We start from the raw sequence: 14521 nt of genomic DNA on the forward strand, positions 1-14521 counted from the left end.
GCGGCCGCCGCCCCGGTTACTTCGGGTCGCGGTTGTAGACCGTCTTCGACCAGAGGCGGCCGAGCGCGGTGAGGCCAAGGCACCAGGCGACGGCGAGCCAGCCGTTGTGGCCGATCTCGCTGCCCAGCAGCAGGCCGCGCAGGGTCTCGATGGCCGGGGTGAACGGCTGGTACTCGGCGACCGGCTGGAACCAGCCCGGCATCGCGTCGACCGGGACGAAGGTGCTGGAGATGAGCGGGAGGAAGATCAGCGGCAACGCGTTGTTGCTCGCCGCCTCCGCGTTCGGGCTGACCAGGCCCATCCCGACGGCGATCCAGGTGAGCGCCAGGGCGAACAGCGCGAGCAGGCCGAGGGCCGCGAGCCACTCCAGGGCCGTGGCGTCCGTGGAGCGGAAGCCGATGGCCAGGCCGACGGCGCCCACGAGGACCACGCTGATGAGGGACTGCAACACGCTGCCGATGACGTGCCCGGTGATCACGGAGCCGCGGTGGATCGCCATCGTGCGGAAGCGGGCGATGATGCCCTCGGTCATGTCGTTGGAGACGGACACCGCGGTGCCGACCGTGGTGCTCGCGATCGTCATGAGCAGGAGGCCGGGCACGAGGTAGGCGACGTACGCGGAGCGGTCCGCGCCGCCGCCGATGCCCGCGCTCATCACGTCGCCGAAGACGTAGACGAAGAGCAGCAGCAGCATCACCGGGGTGAGCAGCAGGTTCAGGGTGAGGGACGGGTAGCGCCGCGCGTGCAGGAGGTTGCGGCGCAGCATCGTGGACGAGTCGCGCAGGGCGAGGGAGAGGGAGCTCATCGGACGGTCTCCTCGGAGGGCTGGTGGCCGGTGCCGCTGGTGTTGTCCGTGCCGCCGGTCAGGGCGAAGAACACGTCGTCGAGGTCGGGGGTGTGCACGGTCAGTTCGTCCGCCTCGATGCCGGCCGCGTCCAGCCGGTCGAGGATGGAGCGCAGCTCGCGCTGGGAGCCGTCGCTGGGGATCCGGAGGGCGAGGCCCTCGTCGACGGACGGGCCCTCCGTCCGGGCGGAGCCGGGAGTCGGGCTCGGGGTGTCCTCGGCGGCGTCGCCCAACGCGATGGCGGCGGACCGGTACGCGGCCGGGTCGGTGAAGCGGAGCCGGACATGCCCGCCGGGGATCAGCCGCTTGAGCTCCTCGGCGGTGCCCTCGGCGGCGATCCCGCCGTTGTGGAGCACGGCGATGCGGTCGGCGAGCTGGTCGGCCTCCTCCAGGTACTGGGTGGTGAGGAAGACGGTGACGCCGTCGGAGACCAACGCGCGGACGACCTGCCACATGGCGTGCCGGGAGCGGGGGTCGAGGCCGGTCGTCGGCTCGTCGAGGAAGATGATCCGCGGGTTGCCGACGAGCGTCATGGCGATGTCGAGACGGCGCTTCATGCCGCCGGAGTAGGTGGAGGCGGGCTTTTTCGCGGCGTCGGTGAGGTTGAAGCGTGCCAGCAGTTCGGCGGCTGTCCGGCGGCCCTCGCGGCGGGAGAGATGGTGCAGGTCCGCCATGAGGAGCATGTTCTCCTCGCCGGTGATCAGGCCGTCGACGGCGGAGAACTGGCCGGTCACGCCGATCGCGGCGCGCACGGCCTGCGGGTCGCCGGCCGGGTCGTGACCGCCGACGCGCAGCTCGCCGGCGTCGGCGGTGATGAGGGTGGAGAGGATGTTGACGGCGGTGGTCTTGCCGGCGCCGTTGGGCCCGAGCAGCGCGAAGACGGATCCGGCCGGGACGTGCAGATCGATGCCGTCGAGCACGGTCTTGTCGCCGTACGACTTGCGCAGGCCGGTGGCGGAGACGGCGGCGGGCGGCTGCCCTGTGGCGATGGATGTGGACATGACAGATAAACCCATGGGGCTCTCCTGTGTGAAAGCGGAAGTGACAGGGTGAGGGGTGGGCGAGCCGGCGGTCAGGCGCGGGCGCGGCGCACGTCGATGTTGCCGTGGCGGGAGCGGGCGCGGACCTCGACGGTGTCCTCGCTCTCCCCCGGGCTGTCGGAGGCGGCCAGGGTGTTGCGCACCTGCCCGTGCGCGGAGCTGACGTCGAGCCAGGCCGCGGTGCCCTCCCGCACGCCGATCTCGATGGCGCCGTAAGAGGTCTCCAACTGAACTGCCCCACGGGCGACGTCGGCGACGCGCACGGTGCCGTGAGCGGTCTTGGCGACGACCGACGCCTCGGCGCGCGCGATGTCGATGTCACCGTTGGCGCCGCTCACCCGCAGATCGCCGGTCGCGGCGCCGACGGTCGTGGTGCCGTGCGAGTTCTTCAGGACGGCGGGGCCGTCGAGGACGCCTGCGCGCAGACTGCCGGAGCTGGTGGTGATCTCGGCGCTGCCCTCGACCCGTTCGACGGTGATCGAGCCGTGGGAGGCGGTCAGGTGCAGCGGCCCGGTCGTGTCGAGCCGGACGTCACCGGACGAGGTCTTCACCCGGACCTCGCCCAGCCGGCCCTCGCCGAGCACCTGGGCCCAGGCCCCGGTCATGCCCACGCTCGAGCCGGTGGGCAGTTCGACCGTCACGTCGACGGTGCCGGTGCGCCCGACGAGATAGCGCTGCTTGGGCGTCCTGACGGTCAGTTCGCCGCCCGCGCAGGCGACCTCGGTCTGGTCGGCCGCCCGGACGTCCTGCTCCCGCTTCGGGTCGCGCGGCCGCACCTCGACCACGGTGTCGGGGCGGTCGCCCGCGCCGAACCGGATGGAACCGGCTTCCACGTGGGCCGTGACCGAGATCGGCTGGGGTGTGTCGAAAGAAGGCATGGCTGTCCCGTCCTCTTGGGTCTTCAGGGCGTCCTCGCTGGTGGGACGTGACCTGGGTGAAGTGGTTTGGTGGGTGCGGGCGTTGGCGTGGGTACGGTTCTGGAGCGGCGTGGATACGGGTGCGGCTAGCGCACCCAGCCCGTGTAGCTCTGTCCGATGGTCTGGGTCCGCTCGGGCGCACGGGGCCGGCCACCGCCGTCGACCGCGGCCGACACGGCGCGCACCAGCCACGCGTTGACCGACAGGCCCTCGCGGCTCGCGGCCTCCTCGGCGCGGGCCTTGAGGTGCGCCGGCAGGCGCAGGTTGACGCGGGCGGTGCCGCCCTCGTCGCCGTCGGCCGGTGCCGGGGGACCGAGCGGCTCGGTGGGCGCGGCCGGCTCCGCGGGGGCGTCACTGCCGGGGGGCGGCGGCGTCACGACGAAGTCCGGGTCGAGCCCGCGCAGCCGTACGTCGACCGAGCCGGGGGCGAGTTCGCGGGTGATCTCGTCCATCGCGGCGGAGAGCACGTTCAGCATGGTCAGCCGGGCCGCCGACTCCAGGGGAGCGGTGAGCCGCTCGGCCAGCTCGCGGGCTTCGCCACCGCCGGCCTCGGCGGCCACCGCGAGTTCGCGGCGGAGGGTGTCGACATACGGGGTGAGGTCCATGGGTGCCACTATGGCATCACAGTGGCACCGCACGCAAGCCCGTATGGCCACTCGTGGGGGGTGGGGTGTGGAAATGGGGCTCTGACCTGCTTGAATGGCAGGAAAATCATGCGTGTTGCGGAGTCCGCTCGCAGGCTCGGGCACCTATGAGTGGCCGGGAATGGCGCCGGGTGGCGCCTTGTGGCGTCAGTCCGCGCCATGACGTGGCGCCGTCTGGCATCATCGTGTCTCACCTGTGCCACCTGGGCTGCACCGACACGGGCCCCGGCCCACCGCGCTTCGCCGGCTCACCCCCATGCTTCCGCCGCGGAGGACGGTCAGTGGGCGCGGGCCGCTCCGCCCCGCTCGGGCGCCCGCGACCGCGTACCCGCCGTCCGTCCGCCGAAGGCACCGATGCGGCTGCCTGCCGGACCGGCCGCTCGTGACGTGACGATGTCGGACGGGCGGAGGGGCTCCGGCAGTGCCGGCTATCCGGTTGTTCCCCCCGTACGGGGCTGACAGGGTCCTGGCCATGCCCACCTACTCCGCACCCGACGGCACCCTGCTCGCCTACCACGACCACGGGCCCGGGGACGGCCCTCCCGTGGTCTGCCTGCCCGGAGGCCCGCAGGACTCCGCGTACCTCGGCGACCTCGGCGGCCTCCCCGCGCACCGGCAGGTGATCACGCCGGATCTCCGGGGAACCGGCCGGTCGGAGATCCCCCGGGACATGGCCTCCTGCCGCTGCGACCGGCTCGTCGGCGACGTGGAGGCCCTGCGCGAGCACCTGGGCCTGGACCGGATGGATCTGCTCGCGCACAGCGCAGGCGCGAACCTCGCCGTGCTGTACGCGGGCCGCCACCCGGAACGCGTCCGCAGCCTCGCGCTGATCGCACCGAGCGTACGGGCCGTCGGCCTCGCGATCACGGGGGAACTGCGGCGCGAGACCGTGCAGCCCCGCCGGGACGAGCCGTGGTTCCCGGCGGCCTTCGCGGCTCTGGAGGCGATCGGGGCGGGGAAGGCTACCGCCGACCACTGGAAGGCCATCGCACCGTTCTCCTACGGCCGCTGGGACGAGGCGGCCCGGGCCCATCAAGCCGCCGGGGACGAGCGGATGAACGGGGAGGTCGTGGCGGCCTTCGGCGCCGAAGGCGCCTTCGACCCGGACGCCACCCGCGCCGCGCTCGCCCGGTTCGCGCAGCCGGTGCTCCTGCTGGCCGGGGAGGTCGATCCGGGCGCCCCGCCGGTCACGATGGCCGAGTTCGCCGGGCTGTTCCCAAATGCCGAACTCGTCGTCCAGCCGGGCGCCGGGCACTTCCCGTGGCTCGACGATCCAGGCCGGTTCGTGGCGACGACCGCGGCATTCCTCGGGCGAACGGCCCCCGAGGCGCCGTGACCCCGGCGGTTGAGGGGCGACTGCCGCGCCCGGCACCCGGTCCGACGCGGCTGAATTCCTGCCCGTCGGGGTGCCGCTGATCCACAGACTGTGGACGCGATCCACCCGAACGGGTGGCGCGCGGTGGGTTTACGTGGCGTGGGTGCGGGCTTGCGCGGCCCGGGAGTGGAACGGCCCGGAATCCGCTGGTTCGGGTGAACCGTCACCGTGTGCGGGGCGCCGCTCGCCGGGGCGTTCCTACGCTCCGTCCGGAAGCCGTAACCGCCCGCCCGCGAGGAGTAGTTCATGGACGAGATGGCACCAGCACCTCCCGGGGCCGACCCGCGCGCCTCGACGCTCGCATTCTTCGGCGCGGAGCTGCGGCTGCGCCGGAAGGCGGCGGGGATGACGCAGACGGAGCTGGCCCGGGCCCTGCACTGCGCGCCCTCGCTGATCTGCAAGATCGAGTCGACCGCCCGCGTGCCGCAGGAGGACTTCGCCGAGCGGTGCGACGAAGTACTCGGCACGGACGGGCTGTTCGCGCGGCTGTGGCCGGTCATCGTGCGCAACGCCTATCAGCCCTGGTTCCGGCCGTTCGTCGAACTGGAGCAACAGGCCACGGCGATCCGGGCTTTCGAGACCCAGCTCGTGCCCGGCCTGCTCCAGACGCAGGACTACGCGCGGGCGGTGCTCGCCGGGCGCCGCCCCGACCAACTCCGCTTGGAGAGAGCGCTGATGGCGCGGATGCACCGGCAGCGTCTGTTCGAGCGGGAGGAGCCGCCCCGGTTCTGGGCGGTCCTGGAGGAATCGGCGATCCGGCGGAGGGTCGGCGGTCCGGCTGTCATGCGGGCCCAGCTCGCCCGGCTGCTCGACGCCATGGAGCGGCCGCGGATCGTGTTGCAGGTGCTCCCCTCCGACGTGGCGGTGCACCCCGCTCTCACTGGCGCGTTCTGGCACTTCACGTTCGAACAGGGCCCGGAGGTGGTCTACCTTGAGGGCTTCCACGAAGGGCAGTTGCGGGCCGAACCAAAGGTCGTCGAGGCGGCCGGTCAGGCCTATGATCTGCTCAGGGCCCAGGCGTTGCCCCCGGACGCCTCGGCAGACCTGATCGCGGCAGTCATGGAGGAACTGACCCCATGGACCACGCAACAGAACTGACCGGCTTCGCATGGCGCAAGAGCAGCTACAGCGGTGAGAACGAAGGGGCGTGCGTTGAGGTCGCCGACGCCGTCCCCGGCCTGGTCCCGGTCCGCGACAGCAAGGTCCCGCACGGTCCCGTACTGGTGTTTCCGGGCGGGGCCTGGTCGGCGTTCGTGGGCGCCGTCCGGGAGGGCGGGCTCGCGGGCCTGCACGGCTGAGGTCCGGGGCGTGGCCGGCCCCCCGTCGCCCCGGCCGCTGCTTCGCCTCCGGCGCGTTGACCGCGGAGCCTTGCCGTGGGCGCGGGCCGGCGTCGCGCTGGGACCGGTGGTTTGCGGCAGTCCCCGCCCGGTCCACCGGCGTGGGCGGCGCCCTTGGAGTCCGGCCCGGCACCCGTTTCCCGCCCGCAGACGTCAGTCGCCGACCGGGTGCGCGGTGGCGGGCTCCAGCAGGCGGGTGCGCAGAGCCGACACGTCGTCCGGGGTCAGGCCGGCGGGGCCGAGGTGGGCGGCGGTGTCGAAGCCGTCCAGGGCCGCCAGCAGCGCCCGTTCGGCCGTGGTGCCCTTCCGGGCCAGGTAGTCGGCGATGTCCTGACGGTGGTCGGGGATGCCGAGCGCGGTGAAGAAGCGGGTGTCGAGGCGCTCGCTGCTCAGCAGGTAGTCGGCGGCGATGTCCGCCGGGTCGGCCCCCGCCAGGGCGAGCAGGAGCAGGGTGACCAGTCCGGTGCGGTCCCGTCCGGCCGCGCAGTGCACGAGGACGCCGCCGGGCCGGGCGTGCGCGACGGCCCGCACGGCGCGGGCGGCGCGGTCCGGGAAGTGGTCCAGGAACGGCCGGTAGTAGAGCGGGGTCCCGTCCGGCCCGTTGCCCCAGACGTTCCAGAAGCCGGTGTCCTCGATGCCGTCCAGCGGGAGACGGACGGTGGTGAGGCCGGGCGGGCGGGGCGCGGCGTCGGCCTTGACCTCGTCGTCGTTCCGCAGATCGATGACGGTACGGACGCCGTGCGCGTGCAGGGCCGCCCAGCCGCCGGCGGTGAGCTTGTCGACAGCGTCCGACCGGACCACGGCCCCGCGCCGGACGACGTGCCCGCCGGCGGCCGGTATGCCGCCGAGGTCGCGGACGTTGAAGCAGCCGTCCCACTCCAGGTGGCGGTTCATCGCGAGCGTGCCCTTCGGGTGGTCGTAAACGCGGTGATGCGTCGGACAGTTGAGGACGCACGGAGAACGGGGAGGGTTCCGCCGGGGCAGGCCGTGGGGCCGAGCGGTCGCCGAGGAGAAGGAGGAGCCGGATGACGCGGATCGAGACGGAGCGGCTGGTGCTGCGGCGGTGGCGCGCGGAGGACCTCGCGCCCATGGCAGCCGTCAACTCCGATCCGGAGGTGATGCGCTGGATCGGTGACGGCTCCGTCCGTACGGAGCGGCAGACCGCCGAGGCCATCGCGGCCTGGGAGCGGGAGTGGGAGGCGGAGGGGCACGGCCTCTTCGCCGTCGAACTGCGTGAGACGGGGGAGCTGGCCGGATTCACGGGCCTGTCCGTGCCGCGCTTCCTGCCCGAGGTGCTGCCCGCCGTGGAGATCGGCTGGCGGCTGGGGCGCCCCTTCTGGGGACGCGGTCTGGCCACCGAGGCGGCACGCGGCGCACTGCGTTTCGGTCGCGCGCGCCCGGGGCTGCCCCGGATCGTCAGCGTCGTGCAGACCGGCAACCGGGCCTCGGAGCGGGTCGTCCACAAGCTGGGTATGTCACTGGAGCGGGAGACGGTCGTGCCGTCCAGCGGGCGGCGGGTGCGGGTGTACGCGGTTCCGACGACGGAGGAGTGAAGCGATGAACGGTGTACCGGGGCCGGCCGCCGTGGCCTGGCGCTAGACCGTCGCGGCGTCGGGGTTCCTCTTCCGCCGGCGCACGGAGGGCTGATGGCGTTCGCCCCGGGAGCGGCGGACGGTTCCGGGGAGAACGCGGCGCTCGGGCCTCATCTCCCCTCCGCGCCGGGGAGGGGCATTGACAGGCTTGGCTAATGAGATTAGTTTTTGGCTAACTTCATTAGCAAACGGGGGATGTCATGACCGAGTACCTTGCCGTCGACGGCGGCACGATCGCTTACGAGGTGACCGGGTCCGGCCCGCTGATCGTTCTCGCGCACGGCATGGGGGACAGCCGCGTCGCGTACCGTGCCGTGATCCCGCAGCTGGTGGCGGCGGGCTTTCGGGTCGCCGCGGTCGATCTGCGCGGCTGCGGCGAGTCCGGCACCGACTGGTCCGACTGGAGCCGCACCGCCGTCGCCGGCGACTTGCTCGCCGTGATCCGTCACCTGGGCGGCCCGGCCGTCCTGGTCGGCCATTCGTTCTCCGGCGGCGCCGCCACCATCGCCGCGGCGCGGGAACCCTCGCTGGTCACCGCGGTCGTCGAGTTGGCGCCGTTCACGCGCAAGCAGTCCGTCCGTCTCGGCGACCTGCGGGTGAAGCGCTTCCGGCGCGGCATGCTGCGGCTGCTCGGTGTGGGCGTGTCCGGCAGCCCGCGGCTCTGGCGCTCGTACCTCGACGTGGCCTACCCCGGCGTGAAACCGAGCCACTGGGCCGAGCGGCTCGGGCGCATCGACTCCCTGCTGCGCGAGCCGGGCCGGATGAAGGCCCTGCGGGGCATGGGCCGCAGCACCCCGGCCGACGCCGACGCGCAACTCGGCAACGTCCGCTGCCCGGTCCTGGTCGTGATGGGCACGCTCGACCCCGACTGGGCCGACCCGCACGCCGAGGGTTCGGCGGTCGTCGACGCCCTGCCGGCCGGCCTCGGCCGCCTGGAGATGATCGAGGGCGCCGGGCACTACGCGCACGACCAGTTCCCCGACCAGGTGGTCTCGCTCGTGCTCGCCTTCGTCCGAGCGGACTCCGCCCGTGCCTAGGGCCGGCCTCGACCCGGCGGCCGTGGTCGCGGCCGGTGCCGCCCTCGCCGACGAGGTGGGACTCGCCCATCTGACGATGGGGCTGCTCGCCGAGCGGGTGGGCGTGCGGACTCCGTCCCTGTACAAGCACGTGGGCGGCCAGGAAGACCTCGGCCGGCGCATCGCCGCCCTGGCGTTGAGCGAGGCCGCCGACGCCGTCGGCGGCGCGGTCCAGGGATACGCGGGCCGCGACGCCCTGGCCGCCGCCGCGCGTGCCTTCCGCGCCTTCGTCCTGGAGCACCCCGGCCGGTACGCCGCGACGATCGGTCAGGAACCGTCCGGCCCGGACGATCCGCTGGCCGTCGCGGGCCGGCGGCTGCACGGCGCGTTCATGGCGGTCCTGCACGGTTACGAGATCGCGGAGGCCGATGTGGACCACGCCCTGCGCATGCTCCGCAGCCTCTTCCACGGCTTCGCCACCCTGCAGGCGGCGGGCGGCTTCCAGTGGAGCGCCGACATCGACGAGAGCTTCGAGTGGCTGATCGCCTTCGCCGACCGGGGCCTGCGCGCCCCGTGAGCATGCCGCCGCCGACACGACCGTCCCGTGTTCCGGCTGCGTGGTGCCGATCCCCGGGGCACGGGCAGGGCTCCGGCCCGCACGGCGTCCGGGTCAGCCCACCGGTTCCCGCCGCGCCGGGAGCGCCGCGAGTACGTCCCGGTACGAGGTGACGACGAGTTCGGCGCCCGCGTCCAGCAGTCTCCGCCGGTGGGCCTCGTCGCGGGCGTAGCCGAGGAAGCGGACGCCCGCGGCGCGCGCGGCGAGCAGATCGGCGGTGCTGTCGCCGATCATCAGCGCCATCGCGGCGTCGTGGCCCGTGGACCGCAGGGCCCGGTGCAGACAGTCCGGGTCGGGCTTGAGGAGCCAGGGCTCGGCGACGCGGCCGTGGACGTGCGGCCGGAACAGCTCCGCCAGCCCGCGCCGCTCCAGATACGTCTCGGCCGCCTCGGCCGCGTTGTTGGTGGTGACGGCGAGGGCGTGGCCGGTGGCGTGCAGCCGCTGGACGAGCTCGTCGGCGTACGGGGCCGGCTCGGCGCAGGCGGCCGCGCGGACCTCCTCGGCGGCCAGCAGCCGCTCCAGCTCGGCGACGGTGCCGGAGGGGGCGGCCGGGTGCGCGCCCGGGCCGTCCGGGCCCGACCGGTCCGCGCCGGGCCCGTCCGAGCCGGGGACTCCGGCGCCGAGAGCCAGGGCGCGGAGCAGCGCGTGCGGATCGCGGGTGGCCGGCACGTCGATCCGGCCGGATCCGCCCGGCGCGACGGGCACGGGGTGCAGCTTCCGCAGCCGGGCGCGCATCACGTCCGCCACACCGGGGGCGGGACGCCGGGCGAAGAGATCGCAAACCGGGCCGTCGAAGTCGAACAGCACGCACTTGACGGAGGCCAGAAGCGCGCCGAGCACGGCCGGGTCGGGGCGGTTGCTGCCGGGCCGCGGCCGCGCCTCAGCCACGGCGGGTCCGCGGGCGGGAGTCGGGCAGGAACGCGGAGGTCACGGCGGGAAACGCTACTGCGGGCCGGAGGGAACGACCGGCAAGGCGGGCAGCGCGGACGGCACCGGTAACGCGGACAGCCCCGGGAAGCCGGGCGGCACCGGCCGGGCCGGTGGGGAAAGGCGGCATCCGCATCAGCGCTCGTCTCAGGTGGCTCAGATGGTTCAGGTGGTTCAGATGGCTCACACGGCTCAGCGGGCGTCCCGGTCTCAGATGTCGGAGAACCCGGCGCCGAGTTCCAGCGGTGAGGAGACCGTCTCCCAGAGGGAGTCGAACCAGAGCTGGGACTGCTCGACGAAGGCCCGGTTCCGGCGGTTCTCGGCCCGGGTGAGGAAGGGGAAGAGCATCGACTGCATCCCCAGGGTGTCGATCAGCTCCACGGACTCGCCCTCGATCTCCGCCTCCCGCTGCCTGACGAGGTAGTAGCCGAACAGCGCCTCCTCGCCGTTGAGCAGGTAGAGCTTCACCGACGGGGTGAAGGGCAGGGCCCGGAAGCGCACGGAGACGTCCACGGAGTAGGGCGGCCTGCGGAGCGAGCCGAGGAACGTGGTGAGGGCCATCCCCTGGGCGTTGCGCTGCCGCAGCCAGCGCTCGTGCACCCGGTCGTCGTCCGTGCCCTCCGTGGCCGTCGGGAAGGCCAGGTCGATGTTGCGGCCGGGCATCAGCAGGCGCAGCTCGATCCGCTCCGGCCGCGCGGTGCCCGCGTGGACGAGGTGGATCGACTCGGCGATGGCCAGGGTGAGCGTCTCGGCGGTGAGGCAGAGGGCGTCGATACGGACCCGGGGGGCGGTGAAGGCGGCGGCCACGCGGGGCGCGAGGGCGACGACGCCCCGTTCGAGCCCTTCCGGGGCGTCGCGGACGGCGCGGGGGTCGGCGACCGTGGCCGGGCTGCCCTTGCCGGCGTTGGTGAGCAGCCCCTCGTCCTGGAGGATGCGCAGCGCCTGCCGGACCGTCCCCCGGGGGACGCCGAAACGGTCCGCCAGTTCGGCCTGGGTCGGCATGCGCTCCCCGGGGGCCAGGGCGCCGGAGTGGATCTGCTGGCGCAGCTCGTCGGCGATCTGGAGATGGGACCGCTTCTTGGCCGCGGTCGCCGGGGTGCTCTCGGCGTTCACGATGCCACCGTACAACTTGGCGCGGAGATGCGGGAGTTGTGTGAAGTCGTTTTAGTGATGTTCTAACTTGGGCACAACATCCTTGAGATGGTTGCCAACTTTCGCATCTACGACGGGGTAAGGCGAAGTTGGTCATGAATCCGGCGTCACGGCCCACCCACCGCATCGACGGCGGGCGCGAGGGCGCAGGGCGCGACAGTTCACGTCATCCAACGGGGGAGGACTCCATGCCTGTGTTCGCGTTATTCGTCGCGGTCGTTGTCGTCTGCTCCGAGCAGCTCGTCGAGTCGCGCTTCGGAGCGGTCGGGGTGGCCGGCATGCTGCTGCTGTCCATCGGAATCAAGGCCCGCAACGTCACGTGCAGTTGTGTCGGGGCCGTGATGCTGGCCCTGCTGCTCACCCAGTGAGCGGCCGGGGCGTGTCCGCCCCGTCGCGGGTTCCGCAGGGCGTCGTCGCCCGGCCGCTCCGCCCGGCCTTCTGGCTAGCGGCATGGCCGTGAGGCCATGAGGGCCGGTCGTGGGCCACTCGAAAAGCACTCGAAGGCATGTGGCCGGTGTCCGGAACTCGTTGTGTGCGGCGGGGCCGTCGCACATGCTCTAAGCGCGTCCGTCACGCCCACCGGAAACCGTCGGGCAGCTCAACTTCCGCTGTAACAAAGTGGTTTCAGGGGAAGCGGTGCGCGATACTCAAATTTAAGTGTCCGGTGGTACGGTGTGCCTCCCGACGGACGGAGTGAGTGCATGGACGAACAGAACGAGGTGCTCGACAGCCCGACCGGCTGGGTCGCCACGCATGTGCGCCGGTACGTATCCAGCGAGGGCGCGAGCGGGCACATCTGGTACGGGAAGCCGACACTGGTGCTGACCACACGGGGACGCAAGTCCGGGGCGCTGCGGCGTACCGGGCTGATCTACGGGGAGGACCAGGGGAATTACGTCGTCGTCGGGTCCAACGGCGGATCCGACCACCACCCCCACTGGTACCTGAACCTGCTGGCGGAGCCGCGGGTGTCGGTTCAGGTGGCGGCGGAGACGTTCGAGGCGGTCGCCAGGGAGGCGGAAGAGGGGGAGCGGGCGCGCCTGTGGGAGGCGATGACCGTGATCTTTCCGCAGTACAAGAGCTATCAGAAGAAGACCGGCCGGAAGATCCCCGTCGTCGTGCTGGAGCCACAGGGGCCCGCACGAGGATGACGGGTGCCCGGCGCCTCCGGTGAGGAGGCGGCTACGGCGATGCTCGGGGGAGTGCGTGTCGGTCGGGGGCCCGGTTCGCCGGGTCCCGCGCGCGGACGGCAGGGGGCCGTGCCGTGAGGGGGGACGCGTCATCGTGCCGTTCCACCAGGGGGGCGCTGCGCGTTCCGTCCCTCCCGCGCCCGCGGAGAACAGCAGGTCATGTACTACCGTGGGACCAGCCGGCGAGGCCCGGTCGATGCGCGGAGCACCGGTTGCAGGCCGGGCCGTGAGGGAGATTCAGCAGGGAGACGATGTCCGCCACGCGATTGCTCGTTCTGGGAGTCGTGCGGATGCACGGCCGGGCACACGGCTATCTGGTCCGCTCCGAGCTGCTTTCCTGGGGTGCCGACGAATGGGCGCACATCAAGTTCGGCTCGATCTACCACGCGCTCAGGCAGCTGGCCAAGAACGGGCTGCTGAAGTCGACCGACATCCCCGACTGGCCGGGCCGGGTCGACTACGAGATCGCGCCCCCCGGTGAGGAGGAGTTCTTCCGGCTGCTCCGCGACGCGCTGCGCCAGGGAAACAACCGGCCGGACATGCTCGGGGCGGCATTGGTCCTGCTGCCCGCGCTCAGCCGCGAGGAGGCGATCCGCCTGCTGCGCGAGCGCATCGCGTCGCTCTCGGCCGAGCAGGGGGAGCTGATCGCCAAGGTCGACGAGACGGCGGGGGAGCGGCCGCAGCGGGCCCACATCCGTGAGCTCCTCGGCCTCTGGGAACACGGCGCCGCGAGCCAGGCCGCCTGGACCGGAGCCCTGATCGAGCGTCTGGAGGCGGGCGCCTACGTCATGGCCGGGGAGGAGGAGGGCGCCTGACATGGCGCCCTCCCGGCCGTTGACGGCACTTGGTGGATGACGGCACACGTCCCGTGATACTCAAGTTTGCATACCCATCACGCCCGTCCCGAGAGGACGTCCGCTGTGCCGATCATGCTGACCTCGGAGGACGTGGACGACGCCTTCGACGACGAGGACTTCGTGGAGGAGCGGTTCTCCGACGTCCAGCGACTGCTCCTCGGCCGCGGGCCGGCGCTCGGCCCCGAGACCCTGCTCCTGCTCCCCGCCACACGCTGCCGGATGACCGTGGGACCGCACGCGCCCGGCCCCTTCGGCGGCTGCTTGGCCGTCCGTCTCGACCCCGGCGCCGACTCGTCCGCCCCGCGCGTGGAACTGCTGCTCGCCGATGACGGGTCCCTCCTCGGCCTGGTCGACGCGGGTGCCCTGGACGGATGGCGCAGCGCCATCCCGTCCGGGCTCGCCGCGCGGTACCTGGCCCCGCCGGTGCCCTCCCTGCTCGCCCTCCTGGGCACCGGCGAACCGGCCTGGTCCTGCCTCCTCGTCCTGCATCGCGCGCTGCCGTCGCTCTCGGAGGTGCACGTCGTCGACCGGGAGCCGCGCCGGGCCCGGGACTTCGCCGATGCGGCCGCCCTGCGCACCGGCCTGCGGGTGCGCGTCTGCGACGACGCCCGCACCACCGCGGGTGGCGCCGATGTCGTCGCCGTCACCGGCGGCCATCCATCCGTCCGGGCCGAATGGCTCGCGGCCGGGGCCCTCCTGATCGACCAGACCGCCACGGCCACGCCCGCCACCTCCAAACCCCACGTCCGGCACATCAGCCTCGCTCCCCCCGGGGACCGCTCCGCGGGTCCCCGGCACGAGCCCCTGCTGCTCGCCGAGATCGTCGCGGGCCGGGCCCTGCCTCGGCGGTACGGCTCCGACGTCGTCCACTACCGGGGCGGTGAGCTGGCCGGCTGGAGCGCCATCGCCGCCGCCGCCGGACTCGGCCACGCCTGGCAGCGCGACGTCGGCATCCCGGTGCGGCTGGGGCGCGTCGGCCCCTGACCCGGGGAGCGGTATCCAGCCGTCTTCTAG

Annotated in this window: 17 protein-coding genes; 10 read left to right on the forward strand and 7 right to left on the reverse strand. The window is 72.9% G+C overall.

Annotated elements, in window-relative coordinates; all coding sequences use genetic code 11:
- Positions 1–16: 16 nt before the first annotated feature.
- From IF83_RS0119690 to IF83_RS0119705, 4 genes are all read right to left on the reverse strand, one after another.
- Positions 17–805 carry an ABC transporter permease gene (locus IF83_RS0119690; RefSeq protein WP_030545925.1) on the reverse strand — a complete coding sequence of 263 codons (789 nt, stop codon included), beginning with the start codon at positions 803–805 and terminating at the stop codon, positions 17–19.
- The gene (locus IF83_RS0119695; RefSeq protein ID WP_107046822.1) at positions 802–1860 is read right to left on the reverse strand and encodes an ATP-binding cassette domain-containing protein; all 1059 of its coding nucleotides are present in this window, start codon (positions 1858–1860) and stop codon (positions 802–804) included. The genes IF83_RS0119690 and IF83_RS0119695 overlap by 4 nt, the downstream gene beginning before the upstream one ends.
- A 56-nt stretch (positions 1861–1916) precedes the next feature.
- Complete coding sequence (locus IF83_RS0119700) at positions 1917–2762, reverse strand: DUF4097 family beta strand repeat-containing protein (RefSeq protein ID WP_030545930.1); 846 nt, start codon at positions 2760–2762, stop codon at positions 1917–1919.
- A 125-nt stretch (positions 2763–2887) separates the two neighbouring features.
- Positions 2888–3406 (reverse strand): toxin-antitoxin system HicB family antitoxin, encoded by a 519-nt coding sequence (locus IF83_RS0119705; protein WP_030545932.1) that lies wholly within the window; start codon positions 3404–3406, stop codon positions 2888–2890.
- Between the two features lie 511 nt (positions 3407–3917).
- Here IF83_RS0119705 and IF83_RS0119710 point away from each other — a divergent pair.
- The 3 genes from IF83_RS0119710 to IF83_RS0119720 all read left to right on the forward strand — a co-directional run bounded on the left by IF83_RS0119710 (position 3918) and on the right by IF83_RS0119720 (position 6118).
- Positions 3918–4781: an alpha/beta fold hydrolase gene (locus tag IF83_RS0119710; protein ID WP_030545934.1), complete on the forward strand. Its 864-nt coding sequence runs from the start codon at positions 3918–3920 to the stop codon at positions 4779–4781.
- A gap of 285 nt (positions 4782–5066) precedes the next feature.
- Positions 5067–5918, forward strand: a complete 852-nt coding sequence (locus IF83_RS0119715) for a helix-turn-helix domain-containing protein (protein WP_030545936.1) — start codon at positions 5067–5069, stop codon at positions 5916–5918.
- A complete protein-coding gene (locus IF83_RS0119720; protein ID WP_030545938.1) occupies positions 5897–6118 on the forward strand; it encodes a DUF397 domain-containing protein in 222 nt (73 codons plus the stop codon). Before IF83_RS0119715 ends, IF83_RS0119720 begins: the two co-directional genes overlap by 22 nt.
- 192 nt (positions 6119–6310) lie before the next feature.
- Here IF83_RS0119720 and IF83_RS30460 read toward each other — a convergent pair whose 3' ends face one another.
- Positions 6311–7051 (reverse strand): tyrosine-protein phosphatase, encoded by a 741-nt coding sequence (locus tag IF83_RS30460; RefSeq protein ID WP_037680576.1) that lies wholly within the window; start codon positions 7049–7051, stop codon positions 6311–6313.
- 131 nt (positions 7052–7182) lie between these two features.
- Here IF83_RS30460 and IF83_RS0119730 point away from each other — a divergent pair, with 131 nt between their 5' ends.
- From IF83_RS0119730 to IF83_RS0119740, 3 genes are all read left to right on the forward strand, one after another.
- Positions 7183–7710 carry a GNAT family N-acetyltransferase gene (locus tag IF83_RS0119730; RefSeq protein ID WP_030545940.1) on the forward strand — a complete coding sequence of 176 codons (528 nt, stop codon included), beginning with the start codon at positions 7183–7185 and terminating at the stop codon, positions 7708–7710.
- Between the two features lie 239 nt (positions 7711–7949).
- Positions 7950–8786, forward strand: a complete 837-nt coding sequence (locus tag IF83_RS0119735; protein WP_030545942.1) for an alpha/beta fold hydrolase — start codon at positions 7950–7952, stop codon at positions 8784–8786.
- 22 nt (positions 8787–8808) lie between these two features.
- Positions 8809–9342: a TetR/AcrR family transcriptional regulator gene (locus IF83_RS0119740; RefSeq protein ID WP_030545944.1), complete on the forward strand. Its 534-nt coding sequence runs from the start codon at positions 8809–8811 to the stop codon at positions 9340–9342.
- Between the two features lie 93 nt (positions 9343–9435).
- On the opposite strand, the gene IF83_RS0119745 is transcribed toward IF83_RS0119740, so the two are convergent.
- Positions 9436–10269: an HAD family hydrolase gene (locus IF83_RS0119745; protein WP_051722988.1), complete on the reverse strand. Its 834-nt coding sequence runs from the start codon at positions 10267–10269 to the stop codon at positions 9436–9438.
- Between the two features lie 249 nt (positions 10270–10518).
- Entirely contained in the window at positions 10519–11421 is a 903-nt protein-coding gene (locus IF83_RS0119750; protein WP_030545948.1) for a GntR family transcriptional regulator, read from the reverse strand.
- A 227-nt stretch (positions 11422–11648) separates the two neighbouring features.
- Here IF83_RS0119750 and IF83_RS0119755 point away from each other — a divergent pair, with 227 nt between their 5' ends.
- The 4 genes from IF83_RS0119755 to IF83_RS0119770 all read left to right on the forward strand — a co-directional run bounded on the left by IF83_RS0119755 (position 11649) and on the right by IF83_RS0119770 (position 14491).
- On the forward strand, positions 11649–11828 hold the full coding sequence (locus IF83_RS0119755) for a hypothetical protein (RefSeq protein WP_030545950.1): 180 nt from the start codon (positions 11649–11651) through the stop codon (positions 11826–11828).
- 333 nt (positions 11829–12161) lie between these two features.
- Complete coding sequence (locus tag IF83_RS0119760; protein ID WP_030545951.1) at positions 12162–12611, forward strand: nitroreductase family deazaflavin-dependent oxidoreductase; 450 nt, start codon at positions 12162–12164, stop codon at positions 12609–12611.
- A 290-nt stretch (positions 12612–12901) separates the two neighbouring features.
- Positions 12902–13465 carry a PadR family transcriptional regulator gene (locus tag IF83_RS0119765; protein ID WP_030545952.1) on the forward strand — a complete coding sequence of 188 codons (564 nt, stop codon included), beginning with the start codon at positions 12902–12904 and terminating at the stop codon, positions 13463–13465.
- Between the two features lie 114 nt (positions 13466–13579).
- The gene (locus tag IF83_RS0119770) at positions 13580–14491 is read left to right on the forward strand and encodes a hypothetical protein (protein WP_244177140.1); all 912 of its coding nucleotides are present in this window, start codon (positions 13580–13582) and stop codon (positions 14489–14491) included.
- The last annotated feature ends 30 nt before the right edge of the window (positions 14492–14521 follow it).

This window comes from Streptomyces albus subsp. albus (genome assembly GCF_000719865.1).
Lineage (GTDB): Bacteria > Actinomycetota > Actinomycetes > Streptomycetales > Streptomycetaceae > Streptomyces > Streptomyces albus_E.